Raw genomic sequence first — 21,762 nt, 5'->3', positions numbered from 1 at the left:
CCCCTCGCCCATGCGGACGACAGAACGGAGATTACAATGACGCCAATGCCCGCACGCATCATTCACACGACGATCGACAGGCCATGGCGTGACGTCTACGCCTTCGCATCCCAGCCGGAAAACATGCCCCGATGGGCTGCCGGCCTCGCCGCGGGCTTGAGCCGAGAAGGCGAAGACTGGATCGGCGACGGTGGGCCGATCGGCAAGATTCGTGTGCGGTTTACGCCCCGAAACGATCTTGGCGTCATCGATCACACCGTCACGCTGGATACCGGGATGAGTTTCGAAAATGCACTGCGGGTCGTACCGAATGGCGATGGCGCGGAAATCATGTTCACCTTGCTCCGACAGCCAGACACGGACGATCAGGCTTTCGAGGTGGATGCGGCGGCCATCCAAACGGACCTAGGCACTCTGAAGCAAATCCTCGAACAATCCTAGTCGGTCGCAACCTCCTGCCATACCGGATATTCGATGGCCGGGACCCAAGGATCCCGGCCCAAGAGAGTTTCTGCCCGGAAGGGCTGAAACTCTACTCCCCGCCTCCCAGGGAATGGACATAAACAGCCAACTGCTTGACGGTGACGTCACCAAGACGGGTGGTCCAGGCTGGCATGACGCCGTGCTTCGGTGCGCGGATCTGGCCGGCAATCTGATCTTCACCATGCACCTTCAGCCAGATGGCATCGGCTAGGTTCGGGGCACCCAGATCGCGATTGCCCTCGGCATTTTCGCCGTGGCAGGACGCGCAGTTATCCATGAAGATCTGCTTTCCGGGTTCGACCATCGAAGGATCACGAGGCTTGCCGGTGAGGCTGACAACATAGGCTGCGGCCTGACGTATTTCGTCCGGCTGAAGTACATCCGCAAAAGCGGTCATCTCGCCGATACGAGTATCGGGATCGACCGCATCGCGAATTCCATGCGCGACAGTCTGGTAGATCGCATCTACGCTGCCACCCCAAAGCCAGTCATCGTCGTTGAGGTTGGGATAACCTTCACCACCGGCTGCACCGGTTCCGTGACAGGGCGTGCAGTTGACGCGGAAAGCCGCCGCGCCGCCGGCCATGGCAAACTGGTTGAGTTCAGGGTTGGCGATGATTTCTTCCGGTGTCGCAGCCGCGATCCGTTCAAGGATTGCACCCTGGGCTGCTTTTGCCGTCGCCATTTCGTCCAACAGCGCACCACGGCTGGAATAGCCGAGAACACCGCGAGTCGCGTCGTTTACCAGCGGCCATGCAGGATAAAGGACGGTGTATCCGAGAGCCCAGACGATCGTGGCATAAAACGTCCACACCCACCAGCGGGGCATGGGATTGTTCAGTTCGCGGATGCCGTCCCACTCGTGACCGGTGGTTTCGACGCCGCTGATCTCATCGATATGTTTGTCCGCCATTTTAGTCCTCCTTCAGAGGGATCTGGGCGGCATCGTCTGCATGAGACTTCGAGCCCGGGCGCAAAGTGAACAGGATGACGCCGGCGAAGAACAGGGTCATGGCGAGCAGGCCCCAACTGTCGGCGAATTGGCGGAGTGCGGTATAGGTTTCCATATCGCGCCCTCCTCAGCGGTAACCGGTTGTGTCGTCATAGGTCGAGAAATCGACCAGCGTGCCGAGCATCTGCAGATAGGCGACCAGCGCATCCATTTCGGTCAATTTGGTCGGATCGCCGTCGAAATCGCCGACCTTTGCCTTCGGATACCGAGCCAGCAAAGCGCTGGTATCGGCATTCGGATCGGCCTGCGCCTTCAGATCGGCATTCGCCTCGGCGATCATCTCGTCAGTATAGGGAACGCCGACGGTGCGGTTTGCCTTTAGATCCATGGAGACGTCGGTCACTTCGAGCGTATTTTCCTTGAGGAAGGAATAGCTCGGCATCACCGATTCCGGCACGACGTCGCGCGGTTCGATGAGATGCTGAACGTGCCACTCGTTGGAATAACGATCGCCGACGCGGGCCAGATCAGGCCCAGTTCGCTTCGACCCCCACTGGAACGGATGGTCGTACATGGATTCCGCCGCAAGGCTATAGTGACCGTAACGCTCCACTTCGTCGCGGAACGGGCGGATCATCTGGCTATGACAGACGTAACAGCCCTCGCGGATGTAGATGTTGCGACCGGCAAGCTCCAGCGGCGTATAGGGCCGCATCCCGTCGACTTTCTCGATGGTGTTTTCGAGATAGAAGAGCGGTGCGATTTCCACGATACCGCCGATGGAAACGACAAGCAGGGAGCCGACAAGAAGGAGCGTGGCATTTCGCTCGATGAATTGGTGTTTATCGAGAAGAGACATGCTGTCAGCTCCTTATTCAGCCGGCTGCAGACCGGCGGGGGCGACACCGGGGGTGCGTTCCTGCCGTTCGTGACCGAGAATTGTCATTGTGACGTTGAATGCCATGAGCAGTGCGCCGGCGAGGAACATGAGACCACCGAGGGCGCGCATCAGGTAATAAGGGAACATGGCTGCGACAGTTTCCGCGAAGGAATAGACGAGGAAGCCCTGGTCATCATACTCGCGCCACATCAGGCCCTGCTGGATACCGGCAACCCACATGACGGCGGCGTAGAGAACGATGCCGAGCGTTGCGAGCCAGAAGTGCCAGTTGACCAGCTGCAGGCTATAGAGCCGCTTGCGATTCCATAGTTTGGGCACGAGGAAATAGATCGCGCCGAAGGTGATCATGCCGTTCCAGCCAAGTGCGCCGGAGTGGACGTGACCGATGGTCCAGTCGGTATAGTGGCTGAGCGAGTTGACGGCCTTGACCGACATCATCGGGCCTTCGAAGGTCGCCATTCCGTAAAAGGCGACGGCCATGACCATCATGCGGACGATCGGGTCAGTACGGATACGGTCCCAGGCGCCGGAAAGCGTCATCAGACCGTTGATCATGCCACCCCAGGACGGCATCCACAGCATGATGGAGAAGACCATGCCGAGCGTCTGCGCCCAGTCGGGCAACGCTGTGTAATGCAGGTGGTGCGGACCGGCCCAGATATACATGAAGATCAGGGCCCAGAAGTGGATGATCGACAGGCGGTAGGAATAGACCGGACGGTTCACCTGCTTCGGGATGAAGTAATACATCATGCCGAGGAAGCCGGCCGTCAGGAAGAAGCCGACCGCGTTATGGCCGTACCACCACTGGGTCAGGGCATCCTGCACGCCGGAGAAAGCCGAATAGCTCTTGATGCCGAGGAAAGAGACCGGAATCGCCAGGTTGTTGACGATGTGCAGCATGGCGATCGTGACGATGAAGGCCAGATAGAACCAGTTCGCCACATAGATATGCGGCTCCTTGCGCATGAAGATCGTGCCGAGGAAGACGACGAGATAGGCGACCCAGACGATGGTCAGCCAGATATCGACATACCATTCCGGCTCAGCATATTCCTTGCCCTGGGTGATACCGAGCAGATAGCCGGTTGCCGCCATGACGATGAAAAGCTGGTAGCCCCAGAACACGAACCATCCGAGATTGCCGCCGAACAGGCGGGCCCGACAGGTGCGCTGGACAACATAGAATGATGTGGCGATCAGGGCGTTGCCGCCGAAGGCGAAGATAACGGCCGAAGTGTGCAGCGGGCGCGTGCGACCGAAATTGAGCCATGGCTCGATGTTCAGATCGGGGAAAGCCAGCTGCATGGCGACGACAACGCCGACCAGGAAGCCGACCACACCCCAGAAAACAGTGGCGATCGTGCCGTATTTGATGACTTCGTCAAAGTATTCCGACTTTGCCGGGACGGCTCGTGGTGCACCGACGGGTGCGAAAGAGACTCGGCGCAGCATGACGATGCTGCTGATGCCGAGTGTCAGGAACAGCACCCACATATGGGCGGCAAACAGACTGTCATGCGCGTAAGCCGCGCCAAGCAACGCCAGGAATGTCCCGATTACCAGCGCTGCAGTTTCCAAAGGGTAGTTCATTGTTGGTATCCCCCAACGGCGTGATTGGCCGTCGCGAGGGTGGCGAAACAACGATTCCGAACGAATCCCCCCTGCCACTTTCCGTCGCGACCACCGCGACAGATGGCAGCAGGTCACGTCAAATGCCTTGATTTGAATCAACGCAAGTAAGCCGGGCATGATGGAACTTTGCGCGATCAACGGTCATGCAGCTTCCGGAGGTCAGACTTGAGACACGATATCGATCTGACGAATGCAGTTCTGTCTGCTCAGCCCGTCCGACAATACGATCAGGACGTCATCATGTCGTGGATCCGGCAGGCGCATGAGGAACAACTCGCGCTTTGCGTCGAACTTGAAGAAATCGCCGACTCGCTGCCGGCGAGCATCAACAAACAGAAGTGCATCTACGCCGCCAAGGCACTCTGTCCGCTGATCCGCAGCATCCACCATTACGAAGAGAGCGTTCTGTTTCCCCATATCGCGCGACAGCACGCCCATTCTGGACCGATGTCGGCAACGCTTTCACGTCTCAAATTCGAGCATCTCGAAGATGAGGGCTATGCGGAGGAACTGACGGAATCACTCTTACGTCTCGGCTCAGGCGAACCGGTCAATGACGAAGCGGTGGGATATATGTTGCGCGGCTTCTTTGAGGGCGTAAGGCGGCATATCGCCTTCGAAAAGGCCTATCTGCTACACGACTACCTGCCGTTCAGCCCGATATCGGAATAACGACCGCGTCAGTCGGCACGCCGCCGGCGGCGATCTTCCTTCTCCTGCATCACCACCAGCGCTCCGATCAATGTTCCCGATCTGCTTATCGGAGACATGCGGCAATGAATGACGACTGTGCGGCCCTCAAGCTTGTCAGCATAAGTCAAGGTCAGGCTCTCGCCGGCAAAACAACGATCAAGGCTGGGCTGCAGATCATGACGGAAATGATGCAGTCCGACAAACTCGGCAAAATGGCGGCCAATGAGAGTATCGCGCGGCACATCCATTCGCTGCGCATTGGTTTCGTTACTATAGAAGATGCGATAACCGGGCGCGACGACCATGACCCGTTCCGGCAGGCTGTTGAGCAGCGCATCATCAAGGTAACCGTCGGCGATGGCCTGCGTGATATCGACGGGCTGGGCCGGATCTTCGGTGGTTTTCGTTTTGGAAGGCAGTGACTGGTCGGTTATCAAATAACGTTCGACCAGCATCTGCAGCAGATGGCCGTTGCGCCTGACGCAGCCGCCATCATCGGCTTCCTCATTCAACAGGTCGAGTGCGAATCGGAACTGCACGCCAATCGCCGACTGATCGCGCCCCTGGCTTCCAAGTATAGCCTTGACGAGCGGATCGATTTCCCGGTCGATCCGAGAAACGGCATCGTCATCTTCATGTTCGACTGCCTGGCGAAGGTCGGAATATTTCGCCCAGAACAGATCAATCAATGCTTTCAAAATCGACCCCTCTCAGAACAACGCGAGAAGCGGCGCCTTCTACCTACTGCAAGCCTACCCTGCATAAGATATGATTATAATTAATCATTTCGTCTAGTGCGGCCCCAAATAATGCCCCACAAAATACCATAGGATCACAAGTTATCGAAGGCCGATCAACGCTCGACGGTTCCTTTGATGTTCCAGCGATCATGATACCACAGCCATTGTTCAGGATATTCGCGAACCCAGCTTTCAACCTTGTCGTTCAGAACCTGCGAAGTGCCCTGAATATCGAGGTTGCCGTTTTCATCGCGTGGCAGATCGATTCTCGGTTCGATCTCCAGGCGGAAGCGATTGTCGGGAAGACGGATGCAGCGAGCCGGGTAGACCTCGGCATCGAACTGACGGACCAGTTTGGCCAAAAGCGGATTGGTTTTGACCGGCCGCCCGAAGAAAGAGGTCGACAGGCCTTTTTTGAATTTCTGGTCGACAAGAACCCCTACTCCGCCGCCGGCCTCGAGACGCCGCGCGAGCGCGAAGGACGATCCTGCATGAGAGGGAACGAGACTTCCCATGCGGGCCGCACGGAAGGAAAAGACCTTGTCGGCAATGTAAGGGTTGTTCGGCGGGCGGAACAGCACCATGACCTCAAGCCCGAAGGCCTTTCCAGCAACAGGCAGCAGTTCGAAATTGCCGGTATGCGCGGTAAAGACGATAAAAGGCCGAGGGTTGTCGCGCAGATCGAGGAAGATCGGTATGCCCGAAACTTCCACCCTGCCCGCTTCCGTCTTTTCCGGATCGAAATCGAAAAGCCGGTCGAGGAACACATATTCGGCGGCCATGCGCCCCATATGTCCCCAGCTGGCGACCGCGATCTCCTGAAGATCATTCTCAGACTTTTCCGGGAAGGCGTTGCGCAGATTGGCCATCATCAGCTTGTGACGCCACAGCTTCGGACCGATGAAACGCGCAACGCGCTCGGCGAAACGTATCGCCGGATCAGCAGGCAGAACCTTCAGCACTGTCAGCAGAGCAAAGGTCGCCTGCGCCACCAGCCATTGCCGGAAATGCATGAACGCCAGAACGATGCGGGTGATGACCATCTTCATGGTCGATCAATCCATACGCAGGACGATCTTGCCGAAGATCTGGCGACCTTCCATCCGCTCGAGCGCGCGGTCGATCTCGTCGAAGGTAACTTCGGTGTCGATGACCGGATGAACGATGCCCTGCGCCATCTTCTGCATGGCGTCGGCCATGTTTTCCATGCGGCAACCGAAAGAGCCGAGAAGCTTGAGCTGCTGCTGGAACAACATCATCAGGTTCATGTCGGTCGACACGCCCGAAGTGGACCCGCAGGTCACAAGGCGGCCGCCGCGCTTCATGCAGAGCATGGAACCGGCCCAGGTATCCTTGCCGACATGTTCGAAGACGACATCGACGCCCTTCTTCTTGGTCAGCTTGCGCACGACGCCTTCGAAACGGTCCTTGCGGTAGTTGATGACATGATCGGCACCAAGCGCCTTGGCCTTTTCGATCTTGTCGTCGGAGCCGACGGTGGTGATGACGGTGCAGCCAATCTTCTTGGCAAGCTGGATCGCCGCCGTACCGATGCCGGAACCGCCGGCATGGACGAGAATGGTTTCGCCGGGCTGCAGTTTTGCGTTGTCGAACAGCATGTGCTCGACGGTACCGAAGGTGACAGGTGCGAGAGCTGCTGCGACCGCATCGATACCCGGAGGCGCCGGAACGAGCTGGCGGGCGGGAATATTTGCCTTTTCCTGGGCAAAGCCGTCGAGGTGGAAGCCATGTACACCGGAGACGTGCTCGCACAGATTGTCACGCTTTTCGCGGCAGGGCTTGCAGAGGCCACAGGTGCGTGCGCCGTAGATCGACACAAGCTGGCCGGGAAGAACGTTGGAGACGCCGGGGCCGATCGCCTCGACGACACCCGACGCTTCCGCGCCGATCGTCAGCGGCATCTTGCGCTTGGCAAATGCCATGCCGCGCCAGCCCCAGACGTCGATATGGTTCAACGCGACGGCCTTGACGCGCAGCGTCACTTCACCCGGACCTGGTGCATCCGGCTCGGGGATATCGACGGCTTCGAGCTTGCGATCATCAATCAGTTGCAGCGCGCGCATGTTTTCATTTTCCTTCCGGATTCACGAGGCCTGCACTGACGTCCAAATATGCGTCATGCTCGGGCGAGCCCGAGCATCTGCCGACCTTCGTTCTTATCTAGCCACGTCACAAAATCCCCGGTGCGAGACCGGGGATGACGTGTTCCTACCTGTGGCGCAGGCCTTAGACCGGTTCCAGCGTCATGACAAGGCTGGCGTTCTGGCCGCCGAATCCGAAGGAATTCGACAGGACGGCCTTCGGCTGCCCATCGCGCTTCACATTCGGCACCACATCGAGCTCGATCGTCGGATCGGGATTGGTGTAGTTGATGGTCGGCGGCAAGGTTCCGGTCAGCATGGTCTGGATCGAGAACACGGCCTCCACAGCACCTGCCGCGGTCAGCGTATGGCCGATCATCGACTTGTTCGACGAGGCCGGGATGTTCTTCATGCGATCACCGAAGACGGCGAGCATGGAGCCATATTCCATCTTGTCGTTTTCCGGTGTGGATGTGCCATGAGCGTTGATATAGCCGATGCCGCTTTCGTCCATGCCTGCATCTTCGAGCGCTGCACGGATGGTCGCGATCGCGGGACCACCGTCCGGCGAAGAGCGGGTTCTATGGAAATGGTCGGCCTTTTCGCCCAGCCCCTTGATGATGCCGAGAACCGTGGCACCACGAGCGAGCGCGGATTCGACCGATTCCAGCACGAGCGTCGCAGCACCTTCAGCGATGACGAAACCGTCGCGATCCTTGCTGAAGGGTTTTGATGCCTTTTCCGGCGGGTCATTTTGCGTCGAAAGCGCCGAAAGCAGCGAGAAGCGTACCAGCGCCTCGACGCTGACCGAACCATCGGTCGCCGCAACGAGTGCGCGATCGGTGCGACCCTGGCGGATAGCTTCGACACCGAGCTGGATGGCGGTCGCGCCCGATGCACAGGCGGTCGACAGCGTTACCGGCAGACCGCGCGTGCCGAACATGTCGGCGAGGCGCTCCGAGATCGAGCCAAATTGCACCGCTTCGAGGAAGACCGGATCGGGACGTTCGCGCATGGCGGCCAGAAACCGCTCATAGGCATCCCCCTCGGCTTTCGAAGGCGGGGAGCGATCAGCCAGTGCGAAACGGTCGTGCCATTCAGGCTCTACCGGCGGGGCCGCAAGAAACAGCGGACCATCGAAATCGCCGGAAAGACCGGCTTGAGCCAATGCTTCTCTGGTCGTTTCGCGGGCAAAGGCAAAAGAGCGTTCGACTGAATTGTTGGCAGGGACGGTGATGAAATCAACCGTGCCGCTGATACGAGTCGACAGGCCATCGGTCGGGAAACGGGTGATCTTATGGATGCCCGAAGTGCCGGAGGTCAGCGCCGACCAATTATCGGCCAGCCCCTGACCGAGCGAGGTAATGACGCCCATGCCGGTGACGGCAACGAGCGGACGTCCGAGATGGTCGGTGAAACGGTTGTCACTCATCGTCTACTCCTTCACGCGTTCTTAGAGAGGACTGCGACGCCCTCGCCGCGCGTGTAACCGACCGTTGTCACCACGGCATGACTTGCAGGTTTCGTCATCTGCTTTTCGTTTTCGGCGTCGAAAACCGGCACGAGACTGTTGCCATCGAGCGAAAGAGCAGCGAGTGCCAGGCCCAGCGGGAACTGTGCTTCCAGCCCGTGGCCGGTTGCCCCACCAAATCCGCGGATGGCGGCGCCTTCGAATTCCTTTTCCAGGACAGCTTTTTCGCGGGCGGCAAGATCGACGAGACCGCTTGCACCGGAAAACACGACCGTGTCTTCACCCTTGAGGCCGGAAGCGGGAGTTGCGAGACGCGACAGGCGCTTTTCGAGTTTACCTTCGTCACGGTTGCCACGATCGCCTTCGACGGCATCGATGACTGCGTAGATATGGGCACCGCGCGCTTGCGCACGTGCGCGGCTCTCGAGCACGAGGAATGCGCCAACCGAACCCGTAATCATGCCGCCGCCATTCTCAGACGAGCGGGACCAGAGCGGTGTCCAGTCGCCCGTTGCATGGGCGCGGATACCTTCGACAAGGAGCAGAATGTCTGCACGCTCAGCTATGAAGGCGCCGCCGACGAGGCTGTGGCTTGACTGACCTGCCTTGATGCGATGATAGGCAGTTTCGACGGCGGAAATGCCGGCAGCCTCTTCGCCCATGAAGGTGCGCGACGAACCGGTTACCTTGTGAACGATCGAAATATTGCCGGCCATCAGATTGGAGAGCTGCGCGAGGAACAGCGTCGGCCGCAACTCTGTCGTCAACTTCTCGTTCAACAGGATGTCACGGTCGTTGCGCTTCAGCGCTTCGTCTACGATCAGCGAATCGACCTTGATGTCACGCTCGCCGCCACCAGCCGCTACGATCATATCCATCGAGGCACAGGCTTCGACATCTTCCTTCAGTCCAGCATCATCAAGCGCGAGACCCGCTGAAAATACGCCCAGCCGCTGCCAGTTTTCCATCTGGCGCTGGTCGCGCTTGACGATCTGGGCAGACCAGTCGATTTCCGGAAGCGGATGGACCGGATAGGGAGCGAACCGCTCGGTGTCCACGGTCGGCTTGCCGGCTGCTGCACCAGACAGGAGAGCGATATGCGCTTCCTTGCCTACACCCTGGCCGGTGACGATACCAATGCCGGTGATAACAACATCATTGTCAGACTTCATCTTCGTCCTCTTTGCGGACCTTGCGCATCTAATGGAGCCCAAGCGCGTTTGGGAGACGCGTTCAGGCGCCGGATTTCATCGCAGCGACCAGACCAATTTCCTCGGCGCGCTTGCGCACGATCGGCGCCAGCGGAATTTCGGAGAACGGCATGGTTCGCAGCTTGAGCTGTGCGTCGCAAACCTTCTTGCCGCCAGAGGTGATCTTCGCCTTGGTCACGGCGTAACCTGAGCCCTCGTGCTCCAAAAACGCCTCGATGTCGAGAACGGCTTCCGGCTCTACGAATGAACGCATCTTGGCACCGTCGACGGACATTAGGAACGGCATGGCGGCGAAATCGGTGGCAGCGAGAACAAGCATGCCGGACGCCTGCGCCATCGTTTCGATAAGAAGGACACCCGGCACTAGAGGCATGCCGGGAAAGTGACCTTCGAATACGGGGCTTTTTGCCGGCACGGTCGAGCGCGCCGTCAATGTCTTTCCTTCGAGATCGAGTGTTTCCACCCGATCGATCATCTGGAAATATTCAAGCAGCATCTGGTTTACGACAGGGCATCAGCCCTTTGCCGCCTTCAGCTCGTCGATCTTGGCGCAGAGGTTTTTCAGAACGAAATATTCTTCCGTCGAAACCTTGCCCTCATTGACTTCCTGGGTCCACTGCTCGAGCGGAATCTTGATGCCGAATTCCTTGTCGATCGCGAACACGATGTCGAGGAAATCAAGGCTATCAATGCCGAGATCGTCGATCGTGTGGCTTTCCGGAGTGATGGTTTCCCGGTCGATTTCGCTGGTTTCAGCAATGATGTCGGCAACTTTGTCGAATGTAGCAGTCACGCCCATGTCCTTTGAGAATAGGTAATTCGTAGCTCCACATAGGGAAAATGGTTCCAAATGCCAATGGCTTCGTTTTTCGGACGCAAAATTTGCACCGAAACTGTTGCCTAAACAGCAATCGTTAACACCGCAATCATGAAGGCTTGCGACTTATACCGCAATAGAGTGCCTGCCACGCCCGCTCTCAAGATAACGATCGAAGACCGCGGCAATCGTGCGGGTAAACGGCCGCCCCTCCGGCGTAATCGTGAAGGATGCGTTGCCGACGCGACAGATGTCATCCGGATTGCTGCGAGCAAAAGCGCGGGCCTCGGAAATCAACGCGTGAGCGCCCGCCGGAAAGTTGGCGAGCAAGGGCATGAAATCGAAGCCAAAATCGCACATCAGCCGCTCGATGACATAGGCGCGCATACGATCATCTTCAGACATTTCCACGCCCCGGACCGCCGCCATCCCCTCGCCTTCGACCATGCGCTGATATTCGCCGGTAGCCGGCATATTCTGCACATAGCCTTGCGGCAACTGACTGATGGAAGACGCGCCAAGACCTATCAACGCATCAGCGCTATCGGTGGTGTAGCCTTGAAAATTGCGCCGCAGCCGGCCTGTCCTTGCCGCTACGGCCATCGAATCAGACGGCTTTGCGAAATGATCGATACCGATCTCCTGGTAACCCGCTTCAATAAGAAGCTGACTGGCAAAATTGTTCTGACGGAAGCGTTCGCCGATATCCGGCAATGCGGATTCGGGTATCATCGTCTGATGTTTCTTCATCCACGGAACGTGAGCATAGCCGAAAAGCGCCACGCGATCGGGCGAAAGGGACAAAATGTCGGAAAGCGTTCGCCCGACGCCTTCCAGCGTCTGATGCGGAAGCCCATAGAGCACATCACAATTGACCGAACCGACGCCACGTGCACGGACGGCATCAACGACGGACTTGGTCTGCTCGAAGGTCTGGATGCGATTGATCGCCTTTTGTACGGTCGGATCGAAATCCTGAACGCCGAGACTTGCGCGCGTCAGACCAATCGCCGCCAGCGCATCATAACGGGCTTCGTCAAGATCGTTCGGATCCATTTCGACGCTGATTTCGGCATCGGCGGCGACATTGAATGATGCCCGCAGACAGGCCATCAGATCTGTCATGTCCTCAGGCTTCAGCATTGTCGGCGATCCGCCGCCGAAATGTATGGCAGTGACCTTTGCACCTTTCGGCACTTTCGCGCCGACAGCAGCGATCTCCAAGCGGAGTGCGGCGAGATAGGTTGTTATGGGATCGTAGCGGAGCGTCTGCTTGGTATGGCAGGCGCAGAACCAACAGAGCCGATCGCAATAGGGGATGTGAAGATAGAGTGACAGATTGTTGCCGGTATCCAGCTTTGACAGCCACTGCGAATAGATGTCGCAATTTACACCAGTGTGAAAATGCGGCGCAGTCGGATAGCTAGTGTATCGCGGCACAGAGCCTGAATATTTCGCAAGCAATCTTTCGCTCATCGCACACCTCTTCTCATGTGCCTCAAGAGCTACCTGCGGAATATTTTAGCGACTTTGACTTGGATCAAGCATGAGAAGGGCAACTGAACCAAGTTCGGACCATCGATCGCCGCCTGCAGCGCCGCACCTTTCGTCAGGTGAATGAGGAGTGCTGCAGCTTTTGAGCAGTGTATCAGGTTTGCGAAAATCAATTCCGATTTTCGGGCCAGATGTGCCGGCGTGGGGGAATGGGAATGGATGCGCAGCTAAAAATTCTGGACATTCACGAGGTGCCGCTGGTCTGTCGCGCCTGCGACGCCCGTCATAGCGGTATCTGTTCGACGCTCACCCCGCTTCAACTCACAGAGCTGAACAAGCATTCGCAACGCAGGGCGGTAGAAGCCGGTACGGAGCTTATCGGCCAGGGCCAGCAGGTTCATTCCTATTCGAATATACTCAGGGGCGTCATAAAGCTGTCGAAGATCATGGCAGACGGACGCCAGCAGATCGTCGGCCTGCAATTTGCGCCGGATTTCATGGGCCGGCCGTTTCTCGGCGAAAGCCTGATGGCGGCGGAAGCGGCAACAGATGCCGAACTTTGCGTGTTGCCGAGAAAAATTCTTGAACGGATGATCTCCGAATCATCGGAACTCGGCAGCCGTCTTCACAACCAGGCACTGACGGAACTGGACGAAGCGCGGGACTGGATGCTGACGCTGGGGCGCAAATCGGCCCGCGAGAAAGTCGCAAGCCTTCTGGTTCTGGTAGCAGCACATGCCGACCCCGACCGGCTCGGTGCCTGCGCCTTCGAACTGCCGCTGTCTCGCGCAGATATCGCAGACTTTCTCGGATTGACGATCGAAACGGTCAGCCGCCAGATGACCAAGTTGCGCAAGGACGGCCTCATTCACATAGAAAACAACCGGCAGGTTTATGTGCCAGATCTCGACAAGCTGGCCGTGACCGCGGGCGGCGACTGACCGCCCGCACACACCACGATTACGGCGTACGTCCTTCGACGAGAACAGCACGGATAGCTTCGAGTACCGCCTCCGGCTGGATGCCGGTGCAAACGACCTGACTCGGCACGCCATCCCAGGCGCTGCCGACATATTTGCGGACCTGATCCGGTGCCTGGATAGTCTTTCCATCTGCAAGGCCGCCACAAACGACACGAACCGGCCCGGTGCGAACTTCAAAGAGATGTGGCTCGGTGAGATAAACGCAGGCGCAGCTGTCGTGCAACGCCATGCCGTCCAGACCAACGCGCTGGCGATAAAAATCGATGTAATATTGCGACAGGTCGGAAAGGAGCTTGAGCTCCGAAGGCCCGGCCTCGACCATTTTCGCCAAATAATCAGAAGACATGGTTGTTTTCAGGGTCACATCGAGGCCGATAATCGTGACTTTCCAGGGCGCAGTGAAGACGACATCCGCAGCCTCCGGGTCACCATGGATATTGGCCTCGGCCGCCGGTGTCACGTTGCCGTTGACGTCGAAGGCGCCGCCCATGATCACTACTTCCTTGACCAGAGAAGCGATCTGCGGATCTGCCTTCAGCGCCAGCGCCAGATTGGTCATGCGGCCGACAGCAACAAGCGTGACATTGCCAGGGTCCGCCCTGACGGTATCGATGATGAATTGTGTGGCCGAGCGCTCGTCAAGCGGATGGTCGACGTCCAGCGGCACGCCGATATTGCCAAGCCCGTCCTCGCCATGAACGACCGGTGCAAAATGTGCGGCATCGCGGCCATCATCATAGGCCCGCCCCGCCCCCCCGGCGATGGGCGCTTCGATCTTCCACTGCTGATGCAGGTACTGTGCGTTTCGGGTCGTGATCTCGATCGGAGCATTGCCGAACACAGTCGTGACACCGACGAGATCTATGCCCGGATGCCGGTGCAGGTAGAGGAGCGCCATGGCATCGTCCACGCCGGGGTCGGTGTCGAATATCACTTTGAGCATGCGAGCTTATCCAGTCTTTCAATCGAATGCGAAGCCGCGCACCATAACGGCATTCGGATCAGGCGCAATCCCGCAAAGTCATCCGTTGGCACCAGGCTATCCGGGGCCTTGCCCGTGAACACGTTCGGTGCCAAAAGGCGGCTCCCTCCTGAGATCCACCCTCCCAGTGATTGCATTCTCCGTGCCCGACATTGCTTTCGAATTGCTGTTCATCCTGTTCCTTGCCGCCTGCTTTGCAGGTTTTGTCGATTCGATCGCCGGCGGCGGCGGGCTGATCACCATTCCCGTCCTGCTGATCGCAGGCATACCGCCGCTGGAGGCGATCGCGACCAACAAGCTGCAAGGCCAGTTCGGCGCGGCGTCGGCAACGATTGCCTATGCGCGCAAGGGACATATCAACCTGCGTAACCAGTTGCCCATGGCGCTGATGGCAGCCGCAGGCGGTGCTGTGGGTGCAGTGCTTGCCTCGGTCGTTCCGGCTTCGGCGCTGGCCGCCGCCATCCCTTTCCTGCTGATTGCGATCGCGCTGTTCTTCGCCTTCAAGCCCAGCCTGTCGGATACGGATGGGCGGCGGCGGGTGACACCATTCGTTTTCGGCCTGACCGCCGTGCCGCTCGTCGGGCTTTATGACGGCCTGTTCGGGCCGGGCGCGGGCTCGTTCTATATGCTCGGCTTCGTGCTTCTCGCAGGCTTCGGCATGCTGAAAGCGACGGCACACACCAAGCTCATCAATTTCGGCTCGAATTTCGGCTCGTTCCTGGTCTTCGTCGCGACAGGATCGATCCTGTGGAAAGTCGGCTTGCTGATGGGGGTCGGCCAGTTTATCGGCGCGCAGATCGGTTCGGGACTGGCGATGAAAAAGGGCGCGAAGATCATCAAGCCGTTGCTGGTGCTGTCATGCCTTGTGCTGGCGACAAAGCTTCTTGCGGACCCGAACCACCCTGCCCGGCTCTGGCTCGGCTGGTGAGAGGAAGATTACCCCTTCATCCGAAGGGGTAGCCCAGCGGCCACGAAGAACACTTCGTCAACCGAGGCGGCAATCTGCTGGTGCAGGCGCCCGGCGTGATCACGGAATTCGCGCGCCATCCTGTTCTCCGGCACAATACCCAGACCGACTTCGTTCGAGACAAAAATGATACGGGCGTCGAGGCTGGAGAGTTGTGCGGCGAGTTCGGCGCAGCGCATCGGGATATCTTCGCCCTCCATCATCAGATTGGTGACCCAGAGCGTCAGGCAATCGACAAGCACCACGCGTCCCGGCCTGTCGATTGCGCCAAGCGTATGGGAAAGTTCGACCGGCTCTTCATGCGTCACCCAGGATGCCCCACGATCCTCCTGATGGCGGCCAATCCGTTCGCGCATCTCGTCGTCATAGGCGCGACCGGTTGCTATATAATGGCGCTCGAGGCCTGTAGCTTCAGCCAGGCGCTCGGAAAAGGCCGATTTCCCGGAGCGGGCGCCGCCGAGCACAAGAGCTGTTTTGCCGGATAGGATCATTGAGGAAGGTCGCATAGAGGCCAGACGAAACCGGACGATTCGTAGATGTCAGAGGCGTCCGGTCCGTGTTCGGGTTTGTCTGGATTCGTATTGCACTCAGATCGTCGGACATGCGGGGCGTGAAGTCAACAGGCCCCGCAAATCCGAACCGGATCACCGCCTGCCTGCGCATTTAGACGCACTATTCATTTTGCGACATCGCGTGACGATTTACAGAGGGGCGTCGTGGATTTGCGAGGCGTATTGGATCGACAAAACATAAGGCGTCGCGACGAGATCGCAGCCACTGAGGAAACACCCAAATGCTCTACGTATTCAAAAACAGCAATGGCCTGCAAATCGCCTGGAATTCCGAAACCCCCAGGGCATTCCGTCAGACGCGCCCGTCGGACACCGCACGCCGCATGTCGCTGTTCGGCTTCATCAGAACATCCAATTCCGGTTAAAGCCCGCCAACCGATATTGGGGCTTTCCCGCACATCACGCGGACGGTGGATAGCAAGCCGCCTTGATGCCACTTAAAAGTGCATCCTTGCTGCGTCACGTTTCCGAAATACCTTAGATATGATGAACTAGCCTGAGGGCTATAAAGAGGCAGCCGGTACGCACTACCAAAAATCCGGCGCCACTGACGGATGTCTTGTCCGCGTCACGAAATTTAGCGACACTTCCTTACCGGATGGTTATTGGGGAGTGCGAGAAGCAAACAATATTTACCGATCACGCGTTTTTTCGGTGCACCGTACTTTTTTCCGAAATTTTTTCGCGCCGCTAATCGGCTACAAAAGGTCAAATTTCGGGCGTGACTTTATCGCCATTTATGATCGCGCCGAAGTTGCGCCGATACGGACAGCGCAGATAGGCGGCAATTGATCGTTTTTAGGCCTTCCAAGCAGTACAAATCACGTTCTTCCAAGGAGTTACGAGAAACTCTCGGATAAGCAGCGCTGACAGCTACTGTTGATTTATTTGATTTAAGCCGTACGCTGCCTGCGCTGACAGAAAAATGCGCCCTATCTGTGGCTGTTGCCAGGTAGCAAAAAGACGCATGGGGACAGCGACCATTCAGAGGGTGCGGCCTCGTCGCTCCCAGGCGCTTTCATCACGGATTTCGGTAACACCGGCTCCACATATCGATTGTCAACACCAAGACTGGGAGGTCTTACGATGAAAAAACTCCTCGCTTCCACCGTCTTTGCAGCCGGTCTTTATGGGTTTGCCGGAGCAGCCTATGCCGACTGCGGTTCCGTCTCTATTGCTGAAATGAACTGGGCTTCGGCCGGCGTTGCCGCGAATGTCGACAAGATCATCCTTGAAGAAGGTTATGGCTGTAGCGTTGAACTCGTTACCGGCGACACGATGCCAACCTTTACTTCGATGAACGAGAAGGCGCAGCCCGACATGGCACCCGAATTCTGGGTCAATGCCGTGCGCACCCCGCTCGATGCGGCGGTCAAGGAAGGCAGATTGATCGAGGCCGCCGAAATCCTTGCCGATGGTGCCGTCGAAGGCTGGTGGATCCCGAAATTCCTGGCGGACGCCCATCCGGACATCAAGACCGTCGAAGAGGCGCTCAAACATCCGGAACTCTTCCCTGCCCCGGAAGATCCGTCCAAGGGCGCAGTGACCAACTGCCCATCCGGCTGGAACTGCCAGGTTTCGACGGCAAATCTCTATCGCGCCCTCGGCGCCAAGGATAAAGGTTTCGATCTGGTCGACACCGGGTCCGCTGCGGGCCTCGATGGCTCGATCGCCAACGCGTTTGAAAAGAAAACCGGCTGGCTGGGCTATTACTGGGCCCCGACTGCCATTCTCGGCAAATACGAGATGGTAAAGCTGTCCTTCGACGTGCCGCACGACAAGGCAAACTGGGACGGATGCACCGCCGTTCCGGACTGCGCCGATCCGAAGATCAATTCCTATCCGACATCGCAGGCCTTCACGGTCGTGACCAAGCAGTTCGCCGACAAGGCGGGTGTTGCGATGGATTATATCAAGGCCCGCAAGTGGACCAATGCGACGGTCAACGGCATTCTCGCCTGGCAGACCGACAACCAGGGCACCAATGCGGACGCAGCAAAGCATTTTCTGGAGACCCAGCCGGACGTCTGGACCAAGTGGGTTTCGCCGGAGATCGCCGAAAAGGTCAAGGCATCTCTCTGATGCGGACAAGAGAGGCGGTGGATTGCCGCCGCCTCTCCACCGGATGATGTCACGGAAGCGCGCAGCATAAGGTGACTTATGGGCGTGCGGAGCGCCAATTCGTCCGCGACAATTGCCAGCCCGAGCATAAAACAATGTCGGAAAGCCATGCTGGCAAAATGCAAACAGGCAAAACAAGGGGAAGAGCATGGCGATCTGCGAGTTCCTGCCAAAGGCCTTCTGTCGGTTTCCGGCCATCAGCGACAGTTATATTCGCCAGGCACGCCAAGTCATCGATGACGGTTTCAGAGGCCTCGTGCGGGAATACGGATATATAATCGATGCGCTGAAAGCACCGCTTCAATGGTTCCTAAACTATCTCGAAAGGCTGTTCACCACCTCCCCCTGGACCGTCGTTCTGATCGTCATGCTGGTGATCGTCTATTTTGGCAGCCGAAGCATCCGCATAACCATCGGCACCGCGATCGGGATGCTCCTCATTGGCCTTGTGGGACTGTGGGAAGACACGATGACGACGCTGGCAATCGTGACCGTGTCGACATTGATTGCCATCGTCATCGGCCTGCCGATCGGCATCCTAATGGCGAGATCGGAACGCGTGCAGGGCGTGATAAATCCGATCCTCGACGTGATGCAGACGATGCCCAGCTTCGTCTATCTCATACCGGTGGTGGTGATTTTCGGGATCGGCAAGGTACCCGGGCTGATAGCGGTGGTGATCTACGCCGTGCCGCCGATGATCCGCCTCACCAATCTTGGCATCAGACTGGTCGACAAGGAGGTGCTGGAAGCGGCGGATGCTTTCGGATCGTCCCGAGGCCAGAAACTCTGGAACGTGCAGATGCCGCTGGCGCTGCCGACGATCATGGCCGGCATCAACCAGACGATCATGATGTCGCTTGCCATGGTGGTTGTCGCCTCGATGGTCGGGGTCGGAGGGCTTGGCCGCAACACGCTGCAGGCGATCAACAATCAGTTCTTCACCTACGGCTTCCTTAACGGTTTTGCGCTTGTGGCGATCGCCATCATCTTCGATCGAACCAGCCAGGCCTTCGGCATGCGGCTTCAGCGTCATTCGGAGGTGGTGCATGGCTAGTCACGGCATAGAGATAAAAGGCCTCTACAAGATCTTCGGGTCAAATGCCCGACAGCATGTGGAGGCAGTGAGGAACGGCCTTTCCAAAGCGGAACTAAATGAACGCTACGGCCATGTTCTTGGGCTGAAGGACATCAACATTTCCATGCCGGCCGGTGGCATCACCGTTGTCATGGGACTTTCCGGCTCCGGAAAATCGACGTTGATCCGTCACATCAACCGGCTGATCGAACCGACCTATGGCGAGGTCATTTATGACGGTGTCAATGTCTGCGGCATGAACGAGCGGGACCTGCGCGAATTCCGCCGCCACAAGACGGCGATGGTATTTCAGAAATTTGCGCTTCTGCCACATCGTACAGTGATAGAGAACACCGTTTACGGGCTCGATATCCAGGGCGTTCCCCGCTCGGAAAGCCTGAAGAAAGGTCAATACTGGATCGAACGCGTAGGGCTGTCCGGGTTCGAGAACCACTATCCGAACCAGCTTTCGGGCGGCATGCAACAGCGTGTCGGCCTTGCCCGCGCACTGACCAACGATGCTGACATCCTGTTGATGGACGAAGCCTATTCGGCACTCGACCCCTTGATCCGCGTCGACATGCAGACCGTTCTTCTCGACCTGCAGGCGGAACTGAAGAAGACCGTGGTCTTTATTACGCACGATCTCGACGAAGCCTTGCGGCTTGGTGACAAGATCACCATCCTGCGTGACGGCCAGGTCGTACAGCAAGGAACCGGCCAGGAGATCGTTTTGTCACCGGCCGATGACTATATCACCGCCTTCGTCAAGGAGGTGAACCGCGGCCGGGTGATCCAGGCGAAAACGGTGATGAAGCCGTTCGACGGGCTGGCGGACGGCGTGCATATCGAGGCAACAACCACGCTTGAAGCTGCCGCGAAGGCGATGACCGAGAGCGGTCAGACCAAGGCGACGATAACCGACGCGGCGGGAGCGCCGATCGGCACACTCGACCTGCAGACGATGATGGCGGCAATGGTGACACCCGCCGGTTCCGACACCTCCAAGATGGCGGCTGAGTGAAGACGGAAACAGAAGCGCCGCCGTCGCAGCCTGCACATATCCTGTCAGTTGAAAGGATATAAAGAAATCCTTATGTCTTACTTTCAGCTTCAGGAGGGTGCCATGCCGACAGCCAATCCATTGACCGCACTCATTGCAGAAAAGGGCGTTCTGCTAGCGGATGGCGCAACCGGAACCAATCTGTTCGCCGCAGGGCTCGAAGCAGGCGAAGCGCCGGAACTCTGGAACGAGGCGCATCCGGACCGGATCACCAAGCTGCATCAGGATTTTGTCGATGCTGGCGCGGACATCATTCTCACCAACACATTTGGCGGCACTCGCCACAGGTTGAAGCTGCATCATGCGCAGGACCGGGTGTTTGAACTCAACAGGCGAGCGGCCGAGATTGCGCGCACAGTGGCGGACAACGCGGGCCGAAAGGTGATCGTTGCTGGTTCTGTCGGGCCGACCGGCGAATTGCTGATCCCGCTCGGAGCCTTGGCTTATGAGGATGCAGTCGAGGCCTTTGCCGAACAGATGGAAGGCTTGAAGGCCGGCGGCGTCGATGTCGCCTGGATCGAGACCATGTCGGCAGCGGACGAGATCCGTGCCGCGGCAGAAGCGGCGGTGAAAGTCGGCCTTCCGTACACCTATACCGGATCGTTCGACACGGCCGGCAAAACGATGATGGGGCTGAATCCCAAGGATATCCATGGTGTTGCCGCGGATGTCGGCAGCGGACCGGAAGCAGTCGGGGCGAATTGCGGCGTCGGTGCGTCCGACATTCTTTCCTCGCTTCTCGACATGACCGAGGCCAACCCGGATGCGATCACCATCGTCAAGGGCAACTGCGGCATTCCGGAGTTTCGCGGTTCTGAAATCTATTATTCGGGCACACCGCCGCTGATGGCGGAATATGCGCGGCTGGCGCGCGATGCGGGTGCAAAAATCATAGGCGGCTGCTGCGGTACTTCCTGCGAGCATCTTTCGGCCATGCGCGCAGCGCTGGACGATTATACGCCGCGCCCGCGCCCGAAAATCGAAGAAATCGTCGACAAGATCGGCCCGCTCCGCAATAAGACGGCGAGCGAATCCGGTGGCGATTCCGGCCGGGAGCGCCGTCGTCGCCGGAGTTAAGGCAACGGGGACGAACAGAATGACCAGTGTATCGCCAATAGGCAGCCGCGAAACCGTAGCCGAAGGGCTGGCCAGCCTTTCCGAAGACAAACAGAGCTGGCTTAACCTTCTGATGGAAAATCCGGTCCAGGACGACCTGATCCTGGCTGGTCTGCATCTCTATCTAGACCAGGCTTCGGAGGCGCGTTTCCTTAATACGCTGAAGCTCGAAAAATGCGGTGAGTGGCTCGGCAACACAGCGCCGGACCGCCTGCAAATCCGTCTGTCGGAAGCAGGAAAATCCAGCCAGCATCCCGCCTATCTGGCCTTCAAACAAGGCTTGACCCGCTCCGGTGGTCTGGAGCGAGCCTATCCCAAGGCGCCGGTCTGATCAGCGAGCTAAAGCACGTCGTGATGCTCAAGATTCGCTTGCCATGCTTT

At 58.2% G+C, this 21,762-nt stretch carries 24 protein-coding genes; 10 read left to right on the top strand and 14 right to left on the bottom strand.

All coding sequences use genetic code 11. The annotated features are described in order from the left end of the window. The first annotated feature begins 36 nt into the window (after nucleotides 1-36). Nucleotides 37-441 carry an SRPBCC family protein gene (locus HNQ72_RS01000; RefSeq protein WP_183686918.1) on the top strand — a complete coding sequence of 135 codons (405 nt, stop codon included), beginning with the start codon at nucleotides 37-39 and terminating at the stop codon, nucleotides 439-441. A gap of 91 nt (nucleotides 442-532) precedes the next feature. On the opposite strand, the gene ccoP is transcribed toward HNQ72_RS01000, so the two are convergent. From ccoP to ccoN, 4 genes are read right to left on the bottom strand one after another with little or no spacing between them, the layout of a single operon-like run. After that, the gene (ccoP, locus tag HNQ72_RS00995; RefSeq protein ID WP_183821795.1) at nucleotides 533-1,396 is read right to left on the bottom strand and encodes a cytochrome-c oxidase, cbb3-type subunit III; all 864 of its coding nucleotides are present in this window, start codon (nucleotides 1,394-1,396) and stop codon (nucleotides 533-535) included. 1 nt (nucleotide 1,397) lies between these two features. Next, nucleotides 1,398-1,550 (bottom strand): cbb3-type cytochrome c oxidase subunit 3, encoded by a 153-nt coding sequence (locus HNQ72_RS00990; RefSeq protein WP_148146476.1) that lies wholly within the window; start codon nucleotides 1,548-1,550, stop codon nucleotides 1,398-1,400. A 12-nt stretch (nucleotides 1,551-1,562) separates the two neighbouring features. Next, nucleotides 1,563-2,294, bottom strand: coding sequence for a cytochrome-c oxidase, cbb3-type subunit II (gene ccoO / locus HNQ72_RS00985; RefSeq protein ID WP_148146475.1), 732 nt, complete (start codon nucleotides 2,292-2,294; stop codon nucleotides 1,563-1,565). 12 nt (nucleotides 2,295-2,306) lie between these two features. Next, nucleotides 2,307-3,929 (bottom strand): cytochrome-c oxidase, cbb3-type subunit I, encoded by a 1,623-nt coding sequence (ccoN, locus tag HNQ72_RS00980; protein ID WP_183989167.1) that lies wholly within the window; start codon nucleotides 3,927-3,929, stop codon nucleotides 2,307-2,309. Between the two features lie 207 nt (nucleotides 3,930-4,136). Here ccoN and HNQ72_RS00975 point away from each other — a divergent pair, with 207 nt between their 5' ends. Continuing rightward, on the top strand, nucleotides 4,137-4,643 hold the full coding sequence (locus HNQ72_RS00975; protein WP_244654259.1) for a hemerythrin domain-containing protein: 507 nt from the start codon (nucleotides 4,137-4,139) through the stop codon (nucleotides 4,641-4,643). Between the two features lie 8 nt (nucleotides 4,644-4,651). Here HNQ72_RS00975 and HNQ72_RS00970 read toward each other — a convergent pair whose 3' ends face one another. The 8 genes from HNQ72_RS00970 to hemN all read right to left on the bottom strand — a co-directional run bounded on the left by HNQ72_RS00970 (nucleotide 4,652) and on the right by hemN (nucleotide 12,481). Next, nucleotides 4,652-5,362 carry a PAS domain-containing protein gene (locus HNQ72_RS00970; protein ID WP_183989166.1) on the bottom strand — a complete coding sequence of 237 codons (711 nt, stop codon included), beginning with the start codon at nucleotides 5,360-5,362 and terminating at the stop codon, nucleotides 4,652-4,654. Nucleotides 5,363-5,517: 155 nt separating this feature from the next. Next, nucleotides 5,518-6,453 carry a lipid A biosynthesis lauroyl acyltransferase gene (locus tag HNQ72_RS00965; protein WP_183989165.1) on the bottom strand — a complete coding sequence of 312 codons (936 nt, stop codon included), beginning with the start codon at nucleotides 6,451-6,453 and terminating at the stop codon, nucleotides 5,518-5,520. 6 nt (nucleotides 6,454-6,459) lie between these two features. After that, nucleotides 6,460-7,488 (bottom strand): zinc-binding dehydrogenase, encoded by a 1,029-nt coding sequence (locus HNQ72_RS00960; protein ID WP_183989164.1) that lies wholly within the window; start codon nucleotides 7,486-7,488, stop codon nucleotides 6,460-6,462. Between the two features lie 163 nt (nucleotides 7,489-7,651). After that, nucleotides 7,652-8,938, bottom strand: a complete 1,287-nt coding sequence (locus tag HNQ72_RS00955; protein WP_183989163.1) for a beta-ketoacyl-ACP synthase — start codon at nucleotides 8,936-8,938, stop codon at nucleotides 7,652-7,654. 11 nt (nucleotides 8,939-8,949) lie between these two features. Next, the gene (locus tag HNQ72_RS00950; RefSeq protein WP_183989162.1) at nucleotides 8,950-10,149 is read right to left on the bottom strand and encodes a beta-ketoacyl-ACP synthase; all 1,200 of its coding nucleotides are present in this window, start codon (nucleotides 10,147-10,149) and stop codon (nucleotides 8,950-8,952) included. Between the two features lie 61 nt (nucleotides 10,150-10,210). Beyond that, nucleotides 10,211-10,684 carry a 3-hydroxyacyl-ACP dehydratase FabZ family protein gene (locus HNQ72_RS00945; RefSeq protein ID WP_183989161.1) on the bottom strand — a complete coding sequence of 158 codons (474 nt, stop codon included), beginning with the start codon at nucleotides 10,682-10,684 and terminating at the stop codon, nucleotides 10,211-10,213. A gap of 18 nt (nucleotides 10,685-10,702) precedes the next feature. Next, entirely contained in the window at nucleotides 10,703-10,987 is a 285-nt protein-coding gene (locus HNQ72_RS00940; protein ID WP_092662234.1) for an acyl carrier protein, read from the bottom strand. A gap of 144 nt (nucleotides 10,988-11,131) precedes the next feature. Further along, entirely contained in the window at nucleotides 11,132-12,481 is a 1,350-nt protein-coding gene (gene hemN, locus HNQ72_RS00935) for an oxygen-independent coproporphyrinogen III oxidase (RefSeq protein WP_183989160.1), read from the bottom strand. A 233-nt stretch (nucleotides 12,482-12,714) separates the two neighbouring features. On the opposite strand from hemN, the gene HNQ72_RS00930 reads away from it, so the two are divergent. Next, nucleotides 12,715-13,440 carry a Crp/Fnr family transcriptional regulator gene (locus HNQ72_RS00930; RefSeq protein WP_148146466.1) on the top strand — a complete coding sequence of 242 codons (726 nt, stop codon included), beginning with the start codon at nucleotides 12,715-12,717 and terminating at the stop codon, nucleotides 13,438-13,440. 19 nt (nucleotides 13,441-13,459) lie between these two features. Here the strand turns inward: HNQ72_RS00930 and HNQ72_RS00925 are convergent, their stop codons facing one another. Beyond that, entirely contained in the window at nucleotides 13,460-14,425 is a 966-nt protein-coding gene (locus HNQ72_RS00925) for a nucleoside hydrolase (protein ID WP_183989159.1), read from the bottom strand. A gap of 181 nt (nucleotides 14,426-14,606) precedes the next feature. On the opposite strand from HNQ72_RS00925, the gene HNQ72_RS00920 reads away from it, so the two are divergent. Next, nucleotides 14,607-15,392 carry a TSUP family transporter gene (locus tag HNQ72_RS00920; RefSeq protein WP_183989158.1) on the top strand — a complete coding sequence of 262 codons (786 nt, stop codon included), beginning with the start codon at nucleotides 14,607-14,609 and terminating at the stop codon, nucleotides 15,390-15,392. A gap of 8 nt (nucleotides 15,393-15,400) precedes the next feature. On the opposite strand, the gene cobU is transcribed toward HNQ72_RS00920, so the two are convergent. Further along, nucleotides 15,401-15,922, bottom strand: a complete 522-nt coding sequence (gene cobU / locus HNQ72_RS00915; protein WP_148146463.1) for a bifunctional adenosylcobinamide kinase/adenosylcobinamide-phosphate guanylyltransferase — start codon at nucleotides 15,920-15,922, stop codon at nucleotides 15,401-15,403. Nucleotides 15,923-16,224: 302 nt separating this feature from the next. Between cobU and HNQ72_RS00910 the strand changes: the two genes are divergently transcribed. The 6 genes from HNQ72_RS00910 to HNQ72_RS00885 all read left to right on the top strand — a co-directional run bounded on the left by HNQ72_RS00910 (nucleotide 16,225) and on the right by HNQ72_RS00885 (nucleotide 21,712). Beyond that, complete coding sequence (locus tag HNQ72_RS00910) at nucleotides 16,225-16,368, top strand: hypothetical protein (RefSeq protein WP_183989157.1); 144 nt, start codon at nucleotides 16,225-16,227, stop codon at nucleotides 16,366-16,368. 721 nt (nucleotides 16,369-17,089) lie between these two features. Further along, the gene (locus HNQ72_RS00905; protein ID WP_183989156.1) at nucleotides 17,090-18,085 is read left to right on the top strand and encodes an ABC transporter substrate-binding protein; all 996 of its coding nucleotides are present in this window, start codon (nucleotides 17,090-17,092) and stop codon (nucleotides 18,083-18,085) included. A gap of 187 nt (nucleotides 18,086-18,272) precedes the next feature. After that, on the top strand, nucleotides 18,273-19,181 hold the full coding sequence (locus tag HNQ72_RS00900; protein ID WP_183989155.1) for an ABC transporter permease: 909 nt from the start codon (nucleotides 18,273-18,275) through the stop codon (nucleotides 19,179-19,181). Continuing rightward, nucleotides 19,174-20,226 (top strand): quaternary amine ABC transporter ATP-binding protein, encoded by a 1,053-nt coding sequence (locus tag HNQ72_RS00895; RefSeq protein WP_183989154.1) that lies wholly within the window; start codon nucleotides 19,174-19,176, stop codon nucleotides 20,224-20,226. The genes HNQ72_RS00900 and HNQ72_RS00895 overlap by 8 nt, the downstream gene beginning before the upstream one ends. Nucleotides 20,227-20,328: 102 nt before the next feature. Beyond that, nucleotides 20,329-21,342, top strand: a complete 1,014-nt coding sequence (gene bmt / locus HNQ72_RS00890) for a betaine--homocysteine S-methyltransferase (RefSeq protein WP_183989153.1) — start codon at nucleotides 20,329-20,331, stop codon at nucleotides 21,340-21,342. A 19-nt stretch (nucleotides 21,343-21,361) separates the two neighbouring features. Next, the gene (locus tag HNQ72_RS00885; protein ID WP_183989152.1) at nucleotides 21,362-21,712 is read left to right on the top strand and encodes a hypothetical protein; all 351 of its coding nucleotides are present in this window, start codon (nucleotides 21,362-21,364) and stop codon (nucleotides 21,710-21,712) included. Nucleotides 21,713-21,762: the final 50 nt, after the last annotated feature.

It is taken from the genome of Aliirhizobium wenxiniae (assembly GCF_014201355.1).
GTDB lineage: Bacteria > Pseudomonadota > Alphaproteobacteria > Rhizobiales > Rhizobiaceae > Neorhizobium > Neorhizobium wenxiniae.
The sequence above is the reverse complement of the archived record's forward strand: the minus strand, read 5'-3'. Positions and strand labels throughout refer to the sequence as shown.

Coding starts and splice junctions, on each gene's coding strand:
- HNQ72_RS00940 (WP_092662234.1), bottom strand. CDS start 10,987: ATGGGCGTGACTGCTACATTCGACAAAGTTGCCGACATCATTGCTGAA.
- HNQ72_RS01000 (WP_183686918.1), top strand. CDS start 37: ATGACGCCAATGCCCGCACGCATCATTCACACGACGATCGACAGGCCA.
- HNQ72_RS00925 (WP_183989159.1), bottom strand. CDS start 14,425: ATGCTCAAAGTGATATTCGACACCGACCCCGGCGTGGACGATGCCATG.
- HNQ72_RS00955 (WP_183989163.1), bottom strand. CDS start 8,938: ATGAGTGACAACCGTTTCACCGACCATCTCGGACGTCCGCTCGTTGCC.
- HNQ72_RS00950 (WP_183989162.1), bottom strand. CDS start 10,149: ATGAAGTCTGACAATGATGTTGTTATCACCGGCATTGGTATCGTCACC.
- bmt (WP_183989153.1), top strand. CDS start 20,329: ATGCCGACAGCCAATCCATTGACCGCACTCATTGCAGAAAAGGGCGTT.
- HNQ72_RS00910 (WP_183989157.1), top strand. CDS start 16,225: ATGCTCTACGTATTCAAAAACAGCAATGGCCTGCAAATCGCCTGGAAT.
- cobU (WP_148146463.1), bottom strand. CDS start 15,922: ATGATCCTATCCGGCAAAACAGCTCTTGTGCTCGGCGGCGCCCGCTCC.
- HNQ72_RS00895 (WP_183989154.1), top strand. CDS start 19,174: ATGGCTAGTCACGGCATAGAGATAAAAGGCCTCTACAAGATCTTCGGG.
- HNQ72_RS00960 (WP_183989164.1), bottom strand. CDS start 7,488: ATGCGCGCGCTGCAACTGATTGATGATCGCAAGCTCGAAGCCGTCGAT.
- HNQ72_RS00945 (WP_183989161.1), bottom strand. CDS start 10,684: ATGCTGCTTGAATATTTCCAGATGATCGATCGGGTGGAAACACTCGAT.
- HNQ72_RS00930 (WP_148146466.1), top strand. CDS start 12,715: ATGGATGCGCAGCTAAAAATTCTGGACATTCACGAGGTGCCGCTGGTC.
- hemN (WP_183989160.1), bottom strand. CDS start 12,481: ATGAGCGAAAGATTGCTTGCGAAATATTCAGGCTCTGTGCCGCGATAC.
- HNQ72_RS00885 (WP_183989152.1), top strand. CDS start 21,362: ATGACCAGTGTATCGCCAATAGGCAGCCGCGAAACCGTAGCCGAAGGG.
- HNQ72_RS00965 (WP_183989165.1), bottom strand. CDS start 6,453: ATGAAGATGGTCATCACCCGCATCGTTCTGGCGTTCATGCATTTCCGG.
- HNQ72_RS00905 (WP_183989156.1), top strand. CDS start 17,090: ATGAAAAAACTCCTCGCTTCCACCGTCTTTGCAGCCGGTCTTTATGGG.
- ccoP (WP_183821795.1), bottom strand. CDS start 1,396: ATGGCGGACAAACATATCGATGAGATCAGCGGCGTCGAAACCACCGGT.
- HNQ72_RS00990 (WP_148146476.1), bottom strand. CDS start 1,550: ATGGAAACCTATACCGCACTCCGCCAATTCGCCGACAGTTGGGGCCTG.
- ccoN (WP_183989167.1), bottom strand. CDS start 3,929: ATGAACTACCCTTTGGAAACTGCAGCGCTGGTAATCGGGACATTCCTG.
- HNQ72_RS00900 (WP_183989155.1), top strand. CDS start 18,273: ATGGCGATCTGCGAGTTCCTGCCAAAGGCCTTCTGTCGGTTTCCGGCC.
- ccoO (WP_148146475.1), bottom strand. CDS start 2,294: ATGTCTCTTCTCGATAAACACCAATTCATCGAGCGAAATGCCACGCTC.